General features: G+C 63.8%; 12 protein-coding genes. 8 read left to right on the top strand and 4 right to left on the bottom strand.

The features are described 5' to 3' along the window. Positions 1-344 precede the first annotated feature (344 nt). Positions 345-539, bottom strand: coding sequence for an RNA polymerase sigma factor (locus H8S57_RS06150; protein ID WP_186907190.1), 195 nt, complete (start codon positions 537-539; stop codon positions 345-347). A gap of 236 nt (positions 540-775) precedes the next feature. Between H8S57_RS06150 and H8S57_RS06145 the strand changes: the two genes are divergently transcribed. Both H8S57_RS06145 and H8S57_RS06140 read left to right on the top strand, forming a co-directional pair. Beyond that, positions 776-1576, top strand: a complete 801-nt coding sequence (locus H8S57_RS06145) for a DAPG hydrolase family protein (protein WP_186907189.1) — start codon at positions 776-778, stop codon at positions 1574-1576. A gap of 64 nt (positions 1577-1640) precedes the next feature. Further along, a complete protein-coding gene (locus H8S57_RS06140) occupies positions 1641-2918 on the top strand; it encodes an MFS transporter (protein WP_186907188.1) in 1278 nt (425 codons plus the stop codon). 72 nt (positions 2919-2990) lie between these two features. Here H8S57_RS06140 and hprK read toward each other — a convergent pair whose 3' ends face one another. Continuing rightward, positions 2991-3947 carry an HPr(Ser) kinase/phosphatase gene (hprK, locus tag H8S57_RS06135; RefSeq protein ID WP_186907187.1) on the bottom strand — a complete coding sequence of 319 codons (957 nt, stop codon included), beginning with the start codon at positions 3945-3947 and terminating at the stop codon, positions 2991-2993. Positions 3948-4095: 148 nt separating this feature from the next. On the opposite strand from hprK, the gene H8S57_RS06130 reads away from it, so the two are divergent. The 5 genes from H8S57_RS06130 (at position 4096) to rpmB (ending at position 9509) form a co-directional block, all read left to right on the top strand. Then, on the top strand, positions 4096-4770 hold the full coding sequence (locus tag H8S57_RS06130; RefSeq protein WP_186907207.1) for a response regulator transcription factor: 675 nt from the start codon (positions 4096-4098) through the stop codon (positions 4768-4770). Next, positions 4758-5903, top strand: coding sequence for a HAMP domain-containing sensor histidine kinase (locus H8S57_RS06125; protein WP_186907186.1), 1146 nt, complete (start codon positions 4758-4760; stop codon positions 5901-5903). The genes H8S57_RS06130 and H8S57_RS06125 overlap by 13 nt, the downstream gene beginning before the upstream one ends. Before the next feature lie 159 nt (positions 5904-6062). Continuing rightward, on the top strand, positions 6063-6734 hold the full coding sequence (locus tag H8S57_RS06120) for an ABC transporter ATP-binding protein (protein WP_186907185.1): 672 nt from the start codon (positions 6063-6065) through the stop codon (positions 6732-6734). Further along, positions 6731-9211 carry an ABC transporter permease gene (locus H8S57_RS06115; protein ID WP_186907184.1) on the top strand — a complete coding sequence of 827 codons (2481 nt, stop codon included), beginning with the start codon at positions 6731-6733 and terminating at the stop codon, positions 9209-9211. Before H8S57_RS06120 ends, H8S57_RS06115 begins: the two co-directional genes overlap by 4 nt. A 109-nt stretch (positions 9212-9320) precedes the next feature. Next, positions 9321-9509 carry a 50S ribosomal protein L28 gene (gene rpmB, locus H8S57_RS06110; RefSeq protein ID WP_033116638.1) on the top strand — a complete coding sequence of 63 codons (189 nt, stop codon included), beginning with the start codon at positions 9321-9323 and terminating at the stop codon, positions 9507-9509. Here rpmB and H8S57_RS06105 read toward each other — a convergent pair. Next, a complete protein-coding gene (locus H8S57_RS06105) occupies positions 9493-10527 on the bottom strand; it encodes a PBECR3 domain-containing polyvalent protein (protein ID WP_186907183.1) in 1035 nt (344 codons plus the stop codon). The two genes, rpmB and H8S57_RS06105, sit on opposite strands and share 17 nt — an antisense overlap. Before the next feature lie 255 nt (positions 10528-10782). Between H8S57_RS06105 and H8S57_RS06100 the strand changes: the two genes are divergently transcribed. Further along, on the top strand, positions 10783-11256 hold the full coding sequence (locus H8S57_RS06100) for a superoxide dismutase family protein (RefSeq protein WP_186907182.1): 474 nt from the start codon (positions 10783-10785) through the stop codon (positions 11254-11256). A gap of 44 nt (positions 11257-11300) precedes the next feature. On the opposite strand, the gene H8S57_RS06095 is transcribed toward H8S57_RS06100, so the two are convergent. Beyond that, the gene (locus H8S57_RS06095; protein WP_186907181.1) at positions 11301-13340 is read right to left on the bottom strand and encodes an S-layer homology domain-containing protein; all 2040 of its coding nucleotides are present in this window, start codon (positions 13338-13340) and stop codon (positions 11301-11303) included. Between the last annotated feature and the right edge of the window lie 10 nt (positions 13341-13350).

Genomic DNA, 13350 nt, shown 5'->3' with positions numbered 1-13350 from the left:
GCGGGAACTTGTCCTTGATCCTATTCCATTGTTTTTCGCTTATTTCATGTCTCTTCATGCTCCCATTCTATTACATCGTCGTTTTTCACACAATGGCTAGGTTTTAAAACAGACTCTAGCCCTTGGCTTCCTTCGCGGATGAAAATCTGCTGATGCCGATTGCTTTCAAGCCAGTATAAATTACAGATAAAGCATCACATACCGAATAGGTAATATCCGTGTTTGGTCCTGTTGACACTACTGTAGAAATCCAGTTTATTCTTGACTAATCTCAAAAATTTCTGCCCCCATAAAAGAGGTAGGCTCCCCTCACTCCTTAGCCAGCTGTCTCCCGTTCATTCTTGCTAAAATTTTTCAAAATGTTCAAAATGCACCGCGATCTTCACCATGGACTCCTGCACCGCCTCTTCCGCCAGCGCCCCCGAGCCCAGGATCTTCAAGGCCACGGCGTACAGCTTTTTCTCATACTTGGCATGAAAGCGGACAAAGAGCGCCCTGTCCTCCTCCCCTTCCAGCAGCATCAGGCACAGCGTCAGCATATCCGCCCTCCTCTTCGCATCCGTTTAGCCTCAGTATAGCACATCCCGCCCGGCTGTAAAACCGTTTCGTCTGTCTCTATCCATTTGTTCAAAAGTAATACAACTGTATCTTTCCCTGCGGGGACCCTGCGCCCAAACCGGCCCGTCCTGTCGTGGGTCAGGGGCACAAATCCCGCTTTTTACGATTTGGCACGATTCTTGCAATATATGCAGCGCAAGAGAGGAGGTTTCACTGTATGGGAACGAAGATCCCCATCACCCCGGAGCAGGAGGCCCTGCCGATCAGCAAGTATTACCACAGGGAGCCGGCCCCGATCCCAGCGGAAAAGCTGGCGCTGCTGGCCAAGGGCCCCTGCGATCCCGGCTGCGCGCTGGACATCCACCACCGCAACGACCTGTTTCTGCCCGGCTACCTGCCGGTGGAGACCGGCTACTGCGTGCTGGAGGACGGCACCGGCTTCGTTGCGAATCATACGGCCATGCCCGGCGTCACAGCGGAGATGTTCGACTGGTGGTTCGCCTGGCACGGCTGCGGCCCCCTGCGCTACACCATATGGGACCCGGAGGACCACACCGGCGCCGTGTCCCTCAACTATGGACAGGCCCGCTGCGCCGCCCTGTCCATGAAGGAGCGCTACTGGGGCACCACCCACATCATCCGGGAGGACATCGGCATGGGCGCCGACGAGCTCTTTGCCAGCTTCCGGGAACCCCGCGAGCTGGGCTATGAGCAGGACAAGATCGGCACGGACGCCTGCTCCACCATCGTCTGCGCCAACTCAGGCACCACCAGGTCCGCCCAGATGAGCGTGGTGATGACCCATTTCCTGCGCAGCGTCCCCGGCGGCAGCGAGCTGCGCACCCGCTTCTGGATGGGCTGGCACATCATCTCCGGCAAGGCCCGCCGGATGCTGCCCGAGGGGGCGGCGCTGCCCATTGAAGTCCCCCGCGCCCTGGTCTACCACAACGCAAAGGAATTCACCAACCTGGCCGCCATCCTGCCCCAGGTCTACGCCGAGGAACGGGACCGTTTCTGAGCGGGCGGATGCTCCGGCTTTTTCACACTACCGTCTTTTTACTACACGACAGGAGGAATCGTTCATGAATCAAGCACCTGACAAACAGCTCACCAACAGCAATTTCGGCAAGTGGGGCTGGAGTATGATCCTTTACTCCATGCTGCTCTACTACTTCTGGGCCGGCCTGGCCGTGGACGGCCTGAACGTCTACCCGGGCGCCTTCGCCGCTCTGCACGGCTGGGATCCCAACGTACTGCTGGGCTTCGCCACCCCCGCCGGCATCATCGGCGTGCTGGGCGGCATCGTCTTCGGCCGCCTGGTCATGAAGACCGGCGTGCGCATCCTGTGCACCTTTACCCTGGTCCTCACCGGCCTGCTCTACATCTGGTTCGGCCACGTGAACTCCCCCGTGCTGTTTTTGGTCTGCCTGACCCTGTTCACCTTTATTTCCAACGCCTTCGGTCTGATCGGCACTTCCACTCTGATGAACAACTGGTTCCCCCGCAAGAAGGGCATCGCCCTGGGCTGGGCCACCATGGGCGCCCCCCTGTGCACCGCCACCTTCGTCGCCATCCTCTCCGGTCTGTTCGGCAAGTTCGGCGTCCCCACCGGCTGCACCATCGTGGGCGTGGTCGTCGTCATCTTCGGCCTGGCCTCCCTCGTCTGGGTGAAGGACTATCCCCACGACGTGGGCGCTTACCCGGATAACATCAAAGCCGAGGGCGTGGACTTCAAAGCTCAGGCGGAGGCCGTCCGCAGCCACAAGAGCGCTTTCACGGTATCCAAACTGCTCCGGGACAAGGACATGTGGTGCATGGGCCTGGGCTTCGGCCTGCTGTGGATGGTCACCGTCGGCATCGTCAGCCAGTTCGTGCCCCGCATGATCAGCGTGGGCAATTCCCAGCCCGCCGCCCTGATGATGCTCACCGCGGCCGCCGTCGTGGGCCTGTTTGGCAGCTATTTCTGGGGCTGGCTGGACCAGAAGGTCGGCACCAAGCCCGCCAGCGTGGTCTACTCCGCCTCCTACATCATCGCCCTGCTGCTGCTCATCTTCGCCAAGCTGCCCATCTTCACCTACATCGCCATCGTCTTTGTGGGCCTGGGCATCGGCGGCCTGCTGAACCTGATGCCCTCCATGGTCATCTCCGTGTACGGCAAGTATGACTTCACCGCCGCCAACAGCCTCGTCTCTCCCATCGCCTCCCTGCTGCAGAAGTTCGCCTTCCTCATCATGGCCGTGCTGCTGGGCGTCTCCGGAGGCGACTATGCCCTGCCCTACGGCGTGTTCATCGTCATCGACGTCATCGGCGCGGCGCTGCTGCTGTGCGTCACCGGCAAGTGCAAGGGCAAACAGGACTGAGCTTCTCCCCGCCGCCCGCCGGCGGAAAACAACGCGCGCCCGGCCATCTGGCCGGGCGCGCGTTCTTCTGCTTCATTCCTGTTTCATCTGGGCGCTCATCGCTTGGTCAAAATGCTCGTTGATCTGCTTGGTGAATTCCAGCGCGGCGTTATAGCCCATCTTCTTGTGGCGGTTGTTCATGGCCGCCACCTCCACGATGACCGCCAGGTTCCGCCCCGGCTTTACCGGCACCGTCAGAGAGGGCACCTGCACGTCCAGGATCGTGGTGTACAGGTTCTCCAGGCCCAGGCGGTCATACATGGCCCCATCCTTCCACTGCTCCAGATTGATGACCATGTCGATCTCCGCCTCGTCCTTAACGGCGCTCATACCGAACAGCCGGCGCACGTCGATGACGCCGATGCCCCGCAGCTCGATATAGTGCCGGATCAGTTCCGGCGCGCTGCCCATCAGGCGCATGGCGGCGGTGCGTTTGATCTCCACCGCGTCGTCCGCGATCAGGCGGTGTCCCCGCTTGACCAGCTCGATGGCGGTCTCGCTTTTGCCCACGCCGGATTCGCCCAGCAGAAGCACGCCCTCGCCGTACACATCCACCAGCACGCCGTGGCGGGTGATCCGGGGCGAAAGGTAGTTTTTCAACGCGGCGATGACGTTGCTCATAAACACCGAGGTGGTGTCCTGGCTGCGCAGGATCGTGCGGTCGTACTTCTCCGCCATCTCCATACACTCCGGGTAAGGCTCCATACCCCGGGAAATGATGAGCGCGGGGATCTCCTGGCTCAGGAGCTGCTCAAAGCTCTCCCGCCGCTGCTCCTCCGTCAGGCCGGACAGGTAGGTGGTCTCCACCCGCCCGATGACCTGAAGCCGCTTGGGATCAAAATAATCGAAAAAGCCGGTGAGCTGGAGTCCGGGACGGTTCACGTCCTCCGTGCGGATGGGCCGCTCCGCGTACCCTTCCGCGCCCCGCAGCACCTCCAGATTGAATTCCTGGATCAGTTTCCCCAGCTTTACGCTGTAAAGGCTCTCCATCGGCGTCGCCTCCTTCTCTATAGCCGTAGTATACCATCGTTGACGGCCGGTTTGCAACTGCGGATGGAAAAAAGACCGGGGGCGTGATATGCTGGTCTTGAGAAAATCTTGAGATTTTCACCGTATCCTGCGGATGGGAGATGACGATATGGCGGATACGCTTTTACTGGCGGATGACGAGGCGGGCATCACGGCGCTGATGCGGCAGTATTTTGAAGCGGCCGGCTATCGGGTGGTCTGCGCTTCCAGCGGGCGGGAGGCCCTGGAGCGGCTCTCCTGCAGGCCCGACCTGATCCTGCTGGATATCAGCATGCCGGATGTGGACGGGCTGGAGGTCTGCCGCCGCATCCGGTCCCACGTATCCTGCCCCATTCTCTTTCTGACCGCCCGGATCGAAACGGCGGACAAGGTACTGGGCTTTCAGGCCGGGGGCGACGATTACATTGTCAAGCCCTTCGACCTGGATGAGCTGGGCGCCCGGGTGGCCGCCCACCTGCGCCGGGAGCGCCGGGGGCCTCGGCGCCCCGCCCTGCGCTGCTTCGGAGCGCTGACCATCGACTATGAGAGCCGGACGGCTGAGGTGGGCGGCACAACGGTGCCCCTGTCCAAAAAGGAGTTCGACATCGTGGCCCTGCTCTCCCTCCACGATGGGCAGGTCTTCGACCGGGAGCGCATCTACGAGCGGGTGTGGGGGCTGGAGGGCGACGGCAGCAGCGATACCGTCATGGAGCACATCCGCAAGATCCGCGCCAAGCTGGGGCGCTGTACCAAGCACGAATACATCCATACGGTCTGGGGGGTGGGGTACAAATGGAACGGCTGAAGGGCATGGGACTCAAGCGCGCCCTCTTCTGGATCACCCTCTGGTGTCTGTCGGGGGCGGCCGCGGCCTGCGCCGCCCTGATCCTGGGGCTGGGCGCGCTGCAGCAGGCGGCCGCTCCCAGCGGCGTGGTACTTCAGATGGGAGAGCAGCCCGCCGTCCTCCAGCTTCCGGAGGTCTCCCGGGACCGGGCGGCCCTGGCCAACCTGCTGGGGGTGCTCCAGATCATTTTGCCCGCAGTGGTGCTGGCGGGCAGCCTGCTGCTGGCGGGCGGGCTCTTCTACCGCTGGAAGCTGAAAAAGCCGCTGGAGCGGCTCCAGGCCGGGACGGAGCGGATCATGGCGGGGGATCTGGACTTTGCGCTGCACACCGCCTCCGCCGACGAGTTGGGACGGCTGTGCTCCGCCTTTGAAGCGATGCGCCGCGCCCTGCTGGAGAGCAACCGGCGGCTGTGGCGGCAGGCCGAGGACCGCCAGCGGCTCAACGCCGCGTTTGCCCACGACCTGCGCAACCCGGTGACGGTGCTCAAGGGCTGTGCCCGGCTGCTGGAGCAGGGACTGGAGCAGGGCAGCCTGACGGCGGAGAGCGCCAAACCCGCCGTGGCGCTGATGGGGCAGTACGCCCGTCGGGTAGAGGGCTATGTGGAGGCCATGACCCGGGCCCAGCGGCTGGAGGACCTGACCTGCGCTCCCGCCCCGGTGGAGGCGGCCTGTTTTGCCGCCGCCCTGCAGCATGCGCTGACTCTTCTGGCACAGGGAGCCGGAAAAGCGCTCTCCTTTACCGCCGCTCCCCTGCCGGCGGTCCTGACGCTGGACCGGGCGCTGTTCCAGGAGGCGGCCGAGAACCTGTGCGCCAACGCCCTGCGGTATGCCCGCAGGGCGGTGCGCGTCTCCCTTACCCTTGAAAACGGTCTGCTGGCGCTGACGGTGGCCGACGACGGCCCGGGCTTCCCGCCCCCTGTGCTGGAGCGGGCGGGCGCCCCCTTCCTGCGGGGGACGGAGGGCTGCGACGGACACTTCGGCATGGGGCTTTACCTGTGCCGCATGCTGTGTGAAAAGCACGGAGGCGCCCTGACGCTGGAGAATGCCGGCGGCGGGGCGGTGGCGCAGGCCTGCTTCCAAATTTCCGCTTCTTGATGTTTTTTTGAGATTTATCCCTTACACTCCCCTTATACCGGCCGCTTCCGCAAACGCGCCTTTTCGTTTTGCGGCGCGGCGGCGCTGTGCGTCCGCGCCGCGAAACGTGTCCTGCCGCGGACGGGAGCACAGGATCAATACGATCGGGGGATTGTTTTTATGCTGATCGAAGCAACCGAATTGTCCAAGCGCTACGGCTGCGGCGCCGGACAGGTGACTGCGCTGGATCGGGTCAGCCTGCGCATCCGGCAGGGAGAATTTCTATCCGTCATGGGGCCCTCAGGCAGCGGAAAAAGCACCCTGCTCCATCTGCTCAGCGCCCTGGATCAGCCAACCTCGGGCTGTGTGCGCTACGACGGGGCCGATCTGGGGCAGCTGGACGACCGGGCCCTGTCCGCTCTGCGGCGGCGGCGGGTGGGCTTTATCTTTCAGCAGTTCAATCTGCTGCCGGTGCTCACCGCCCGGGAAAACATCCTGCTGCCCCTGCTTCTGGACCGGCGCAGGCCAGACTCCAACCGGCTGGAGGAGCTGGCCGGTCCGCTGGGCATCGCCGACCGGCTGGAGCATCTGCCCCATGAGCTCTCCGGCGGGCAGCAGCAGCGGGTGGCCATCGCCCGGGCCCTGTGCGCCGACCCGGAGGTGCTCTTTGCCGACGAGCCCACGGGCAACCTGGACAGCAACAGCGGCCGGGAGGTCATGGAGCTTTTGCGCGACGTGAACGCCCGTCTGAACAAGACCGTGGTGGTCATCACCCATGACAGCCGGGTGGCCGCGCTGGCCTGCCGCAGGCTGGAGATGTGCGACGGGACGCTGCGGGAGGTGGAGGTATGAGAGGCTGCGCCGCCCTGGCCTGGAGGGAGCTGCGGGCGCAGCGGGTGACTTCGGTCCTCATTCTGCTGGCCGTGATCCTTTCCACCACCATGACCGCCGCCATCGGCCAGTCGCTGGGCACCCTGAACGCCCTGCGCCTGCAGCAGGCGGCCTCGCTCAACGGGAACCGGCATGTCACCCTGCACAACCTGACGGCGGAGCAGGCGCAGGCCATCTCCGCCGACGAACGGGTGGCGTTTGCCGGGCGGATAACGGCGCTGGGCACCTGCAGGCTGGAGAACAGCAGTTTGACGCTGCTGCTGCGGGAGTATGACGGCGGCGCCCTGAGCGCCTACAGCGCCAGCCTGAAGCTGGCGGAAGGCGCGCTGCCCCGGGCGGCGGGCGAGATCGCCCTGCCCCGGGATGTGCTGACACTGCTGGGCTACTCCGGCGGCCCGGGCGCCACCCTCGTCCTTCCCCTGCAGATTTCCCGCATCCAGGACGCCGCGTCCAGCTATTCCTACACGGCGGAATTCACCCTGACCGGCATCTTTGAGAGCAGTTATGTGGGCTATGTCAGCCGTTCCGTAGCAGGCGCGGCAGGTCCCGGTTCGGCGGCGGAGCTGCTGCCGGAGCGCTATCAGGTATACAGTCTGGACCTGCGGCTTCGGGAGCCGGAACGTCTCCAGGAGACGGTGGACGATCTGGCCGGGCAATTCGATCTTCCGCAGGCCTGCATCCAGTATAACGACACCCTGCTGGACGCTTTGGGCGTCTCCTACCGGGGAAAAGGCGCTTCGGACGCCGGCGGGGCGGGTTTCCCCTATCTGGCCGCCGCCGGAGTTCTGGTGGCCGCTCTGGTGCTGCTGGCGGCCGGGCTGGTCATCTTTAATATTCTGAAGATCGCCGTCGCCAAGCGCATCCGCTGCTACGGCACCCTGCGCGCTCTGGGGGCCGGGCGGGGACAGCTTTACGCGCTGGTCGGGCTGCAGCTGCTGCTGCTGTGCGGCGCGGGCATCCCGGCGGGGGCGGTCCTGGGACTTCTCTGCGCCAAGGGCATCACGCTGGCGGTCACCGCGCTCTTCTCCCCCGACGTGCTCCTGGCGGGCAGCCGGGAAGAACTGGCCGCACTCATCCAGCAGAACAGCGCCGTCAGGCTGCCGTCCCTGCTCCTCAGCGGGGGGATCACGCTGCTCTTCGCCGCCCTGGCCGCCCTGCCTGCCGCACGGTACGCCGCGCGGGTCTCCCCCACCGCCGCCATGGCCGGTCCGGCACTGCGCATCCGACGGCACGGCCGCCGGCTGCGTCCCATCCGCTCCTTTCCCGCGTTCTATGCCCGGATGAATCTGAAGCGCAGCCCCGGACGCACCGCCATCACGATCTGCTCCCTGGTGATGAGCATTACCGTCTTCGTGGCCCTGCAGAACTTCAGCGGACTGCTGGACGCCTCCCGCCGCGTGGAGCAGATGCATCTGGGCGACTATGCCGTATCCAATCTGGACGCGGGCTTTTTGCCCGCCGACGTGGAGGCCCTGGCGGACGACCCGGCGGTATCCGGCTTGTCCACCCTCAAGCACAAGGTCTACCAGCAGGATGCGTCCGGCGCGCTGGAGTTGGATACCGACCTGCTCCTTCAGAGCGGCGAGGTGCTTCATCTGGTCGGGCTGGACGACAAGCGGCTGTGCAAACTGGCCGACGGGCTCTCCCCCGCCGCTCTGGAGGAGCTGCTGGCGGGCCGCTCCTGTCTGGCCGCAGGGCCGATCCCGTTTTCCTTCGACGGCGAGACTTATCCAGGCACCCAGGTAGAGGCAGGGATGCGCCTTACGGTTTCCGGCGTCGCTCTGACGGTGGCCGGCATCAGCCCCGCCCGGATCACCCCGGAGGGAGAGGGATTTCTCAACGGCGTGCAGGTCATCGTCTCAGACGGGCTCTTTGACCGGCTCACCGGTCTGAGCGGATACAACGAGCTCTATCTCACCCTGTCCGAGGGGACCGACCGCGCCGCGCTGGAGACGCGGCTGGACGCGCTGTGCGCCGGCAGCGGCGGCTACTGGCTCTCCTATGAGAACACCGACCGGCAGTTGGCGGAGAGCTATGCTCAAATCTCCCTGCTCTGCTGGGGCCTGATCCTGTTCATCGGCGCCATCGGCGTACTCAACATCGTCAACACCGTATTCACCAACATCCATACCCGCCTGAGCGAGATCGGCGTACAGCGCGCCATCGGCATGAGCACCGGGGACCTGTACCGCACCTTTCTGTGGGAGGGGGTCTATTACGGCGCCGCCGCAGCCGTACTGGGCGCTGCCGCAGGCTACGGGTGCACCGTCCTGGTACAGGCCGCCGTCACCGATACGCTGCAATGGGTCCCCTTCCCCGCCGTCCCCGTGCTTCAGGCCGCCGCAGCGTCTCTGCTCGCCTGCCTGCTGGCCACCTGCGCGCCCCTGCGCAGCGTGGGGCGAATGGACCCTGTGACCGCCATTGCAGGCGCGGAATGAGAAAAGGGGCGTTTTTTTCAAATTTCCTCTTGCATTTTCCGCCTGATTCTGCTAATATATCATTCGATGCTTTATAAAGCTATCCCTTAAAGCGAGGAGGTATAAGCGAATGGCCAAATGTGAATTTTGCGATAAGGGCGTTGTGTTCGGTATCCAGGTCTCCCACTCCCACCGCCGCTCCAACCGTCCCTGGAAGCCCAACGTGAAGCGCGTCAAGGCGATTGTAAACGGTACGCCCAAGCACGTGTACGTGTGCACCAGATGCCTCCGTTCGGGTAAGGTCACCCGCGCTGTGTAATAGGCACGACATCAGGCACAAATCCCCAGAACCGTTCCGGTTCTGGGGATTTTTCTTTTTGAGATCCCTTCCGATTCGAATCGATCCTTTGGGTAAATTCCCTGTCCGGCGTCGCCCCGGCCTCCAGGACGGTGGCTGTGGACTTGGGGATGCTCCGCCCCTGAAAATCCTCCACTGGAACGTCCACCGGGCGGGCCGCCTTCTCGCCCTCCGGGTGGAAGCGCTCCGACTGGTTCTGCAAACGGTTGTAATCCCCGGCAAATCCCGCATTCGCGGCCCCTACGCCGTCATCCCCGGTTTGCCCCCCGGAATTTTGGGCATACTGGGTATTGCCCTTTGCGGAGGAATCTGCTATAATGGGGGCAGTAGGAAGCACAGGCTCTGGCGTCTTGGACGTAGGGACGGGGGCGGTTTCGTCCGCATTCATCTCGGAGGGAGTGCTTTCAAAGGAAGAACCTGACGGCGGTACGCTTTGGGCGTTATGTGCAGGGTCGCGTTTAGCGGCATTGGACTCCGTAACAAGTGGGTTCTTCTTTTTTTGTATCCAGAGGGTATTTGTCGCCAGCATATGCCGTCCGTCCGTTACTGCCTGAGCGGTGATATAAGTATCTCCGATTTGCTTGGAGAATAGCAGCACGGGCCGTCCAAAGACATCTGTATCCTCAGATAGCGTTACCGCATCGGGCGAGGCTAAAACCTTTGGGATTTGTGCGATATCTTCTGCCGAGACCGCGCGCTGCCCCCTTGTGGCCTCTTTCTGGGTGTCCCCGTGGTTTTTGAAAATGTGCTGAACGGAACTTCCAGGAAGGATAGCGGTATATCCGGAAACTTCCACTCCCGTTTGGTCTCGGATTAGTCTTGCTGCGGAGTCAGGAATTGTTCCCATGTATAAACGTTCGCTACCGCCTTTTTTTGAGCGCGCATTCTTCACGAAGGACACAATATCGTTGATCGTTCTGGCTACGATATTGTTTTTCCCGGTTGCGAGGTTTGCCGCCGCTTGCTCCGTTAAAGGCACAAGGCCTGTCCCCGTCTCCCCCGTGGAGGCGGTTTTATTTTGCCCTGCTGCCTCTACAGCGCCCGCAGGAGCGGCGTTTGCTGTCCGGATGGGACGGGTGCCGCCAATATACACCGCAGTCCGGTGGAACAAGGCCGCCCGCGCTGCGTAATCGTGAGACGGAAACAGGATCAGCCGAACTCGGCTGGTCCTGTTTTGGTTGGTCCGGGACGGGGCCGGGCCGCATACGCTGGGGTAAGATTGGAGGCGTTTGCCATGAACCGTGCTCATTCTCCCCTGCCCCAGGTCCTGCTGGAGGGCGTCCCGGCGCTCCGCGCTGTGCTGCGTGGAAACGGCGCCTATCCCGGTCTGCTGGGAGAAGTCCTGCTCTATCCCTGGCAGGAGGGTACTCTGCTGGTCACGCGGGCCGCCGGGCTGCCGCGGGACGGCTTTTTTGCCCTGCATATCCATACGCTGGGCTGCTGCCGCACCGGAGGCGATATCCCCTTTTATTGCGCCGGGGGACATTTCGACCCGCAGCAGCAACCTCACCCGGACCACGCCGGAGACCTGCCGGTGCTGCTCTCCCACCGCGGGCGGGCCTTTTCGGTGACGTTTACCGGGCGCTTCCGGCCAGAGGAGGTGCTGGGCCGGTCCGTTGTCCTCCATGAAAGCCCGGACGATTACCGCTCCCAGCCGGCTGGAGACGCGGGCGGCCGCATCGCCTGCGGCGTGATCGAAGCATTTTGAACGCAAGCGGACTCCCGCGTCGGGATGCGGGAGTCCGCTTGCGTTTATTCCGTGCAGATGACCCACACCCGGGCGTTGGCGCCCAAGGCGCCGCTGTAATAGACGGTAAAGCGGTCCGCGTAGGACTTGGCCGCCTCCAGCGTCGTCCACTGGCCGGTGGCGGTATTGTAGACCTGTACGTTGTCCGCCAAAGGCACCCGGATCTCATCCACTACCACAGCATCGCCGCCGTCAAAGGCGGAGCGGGCGATGTTTCTCGCCTTGGTCAGGGTCACCGCCCCCGCCAGGGTCCCCTTGGCGGTCCCGGCTATACCGCCCACGTCGCCGTTTTTCAGGGACAGGCCGGTAATGTATGCCTGCGTGGTACCCGCGCTGTTCTTCACCGCGATGGTCTTGTTGGTCACGGTATCGTCGGAGCTGATGCCCGCCGAGGTCTTGGTGTCGGCGACCAGGAAACCGTAGGTATAGGCGTAGCCGGTAGCGTCGTCCAGCAGCAGCAGGCAGACCCGCCCCTCGTCGTCGGTGGCGTAGAAGTCGATGCGCGCGGAGGAGACGGTATCGCTCAGAATGTCGTCCAATCCGATCTCCACCACAGGGCCGGCGCTCACCCGTTCATAGATCTTGACGTCGTCGGACAGCGGAATACTGCCCAGCGCGGCCGCAGAGACGTTGAGGCTGTACCGGCAGCTTTTGGAAAGGGCGCTGACCGAGAGCTGATTCACGCCGATGGAACTGACCTTCACCAGGTCGCCCGCCTGGGCGGAGCCGGAGGCGATCGTTCCCTTGACGGTAAGCCCGCAGGTCAGCGCCACGCTGCCGTCGCTCCCCAGCACGCCGTACAGCTCTCCCTTTTTCTCCGAGGTGGTATGGGCCGCGGCTACCTCGCCCGCGCCGTTCAGGACCACGGTCAGCCGGTCGCCCACCGCGAACCGGGACAGACCGGCCCGGGCGGTATTGGCCACGTCCAGCGTGATCCCCAGCAGAGTGATCCGGGTGGGCGAGCCGGTGTTGGGCGCGGCGTTCTCATAGTAGCCGGTGAGGGTCACGCCCTCGTAGGCCACCGCCTCCGAGGCCACGATCAGCTCCAGGTTTCCGGAGCTTGCATAGTACAGCGTCGTCCGGGCACGGCCCGCCAGGTCGTACCAGCAATCGCCGTAGGTCTTTTTTTCCCCGTCCAGCAGGACGGGAAGCGCACTGTTGACGGAATACTCCGCCCCATCCACTCCGGTCAGGGCGCTGGAGGTCGTCTTGACGGGCACGACCTGCCGGCAGACCGTGTCGTCGGGCAAAAAGCCCGACACCTTGCCGGCGCTGTCCAGCAGCAGGGTGCCCTTCCGCCCAACCAGAAGCTCGGGCAGACAGTCAGCCTGCTCATAGCAGGTCAGGGCGTTGTCGGCGTAGACCAGGGCGGTGTTCAGCGTACCGTCGGACGCCTCGCTGTCGTTGTCCAGCAGCAGCGCGTTCTTGATCGCGGAGCTGCAAAGGGCGGTGTAGTAGTCCCGGCCGTCGGCGGTGGTCTGATCCAGCAGGTGGTAGAGCAAAAGCGCCGCGTCGCCCCGGCTCAGCGCCCGGGCCGCCGTCTTGTCCAGCCCGTCCAGCAGGCCCAGGGAATCGGCCAAGGACATAGCATCCTCCGGCCAGAAGGGGCCGATGGCGTCGTCGGTATAGCCCAGCAGATGCAGCACGATGGTAGCGGCCTGTGCCGTGGTCACCGCATCATCTGGGCCGAAGGTGCCGTCGCCGTAGCCGGAGACCAGTCCCTCCTCATACGCCAGGTTCACATAGGGCGCCGCCCAATTGGAGCCGGGCACGTCGGAAAACAGAGTGCGGTAGGCGCCGGCATTGATCTTGTCCCCATGGCCCTCAGCCAGCACGGCCAGCTTGCAGAACTGGGCGCGGGTCAGGCTGTCCTCCGGGTGATAGGAACCGTCGCTGCAGCCGGAGACGATGCCCAGGCCGGCGAGCACCTCCACCGCCTCCTCCACGCCGGTCTCGTCCGCGGCCAGGGCCGCCGGAATGCAGGCGCCGATGATCCCCAGGCAAAGCCCCGCCGCCAGCAGCAGGGCGAGAATACGCTGTTTCATCTGTGATTCT

It is taken from the genome of Lawsonibacter hominis, from assembly GCF_014287895.1.
Lineage (GTDB): Bacteria > Bacillota > Clostridia > Oscillospirales > Oscillospiraceae > Lawsonibacter_A > Lawsonibacter_A hominis.
This window is presented reverse-complemented; position numbering and strand designations above follow the sequence as displayed.

Bases quoted from the DNA above. Each gene is read 5' to 3' on its own strand.
- H8S57_RS06150 (WP_186907190.1), bottom strand. From the start codon at position 539: ATGCTGACGCTGTGCCTGATGCTGCTGGAAGGGGAGGAGGACAGGGCG.
- H8S57_RS06145 (WP_186907189.1), top strand. From the start codon at position 776: ATGGGAACGAAGATCCCCATCACCCCGGAGCAGGAGGCCCTGCCGATC.
- H8S57_RS06140 (WP_186907188.1), top strand. From the start codon at position 1,641: ATGAATCAAGCACCTGACAAACAGCTCACCAACAGCAATTTCGGCAAG.
- hprK (WP_186907187.1), bottom strand. From the start codon at position 3,947: ATGGAGAGCCTTTACAGCGTAAAGCTGGGGAAACTGATCCAGGAATTC.
- H8S57_RS06130 (WP_186907207.1), top strand. From the start codon at position 4,096: ATGGCGGATACGCTTTTACTGGCGGATGACGAGGCGGGCATCACGGCG.
- H8S57_RS06125 (WP_186907186.1), top strand. From the start codon at position 4,758: ATGGAACGGCTGAAGGGCATGGGACTCAAGCGCGCCCTCTTCTGGATC.
- H8S57_RS06120 (WP_186907185.1), top strand. From the start codon at position 6,063: ATGCTGATCGAAGCAACCGAATTGTCCAAGCGCTACGGCTGCGGCGCC.
- H8S57_RS06115 (WP_186907184.1), top strand. From the start codon at position 6,731: ATGAGAGGCTGCGCCGCCCTGGCCTGGAGGGAGCTGCGGGCGCAGCGG.
- rpmB (WP_033116638.1), top strand. From the start codon at position 9,321: ATGGCCAAATGTGAATTTTGCGATAAGGGCGTTGTGTTCGGTATCCAG.
- H8S57_RS06100 (WP_186907182.1), top strand. From the start codon at position 10,783: ATGAACCGTGCTCATTCTCCCCTGCCCCAGGTCCTGCTGGAGGGCGTC.
- H8S57_RS06095 (WP_186907181.1), bottom strand. From the start codon at position 13,340: ATGAAACAGCGTATTCTCGCCCTGCTGCTGGCGGCGGGGCTTTGCCTG.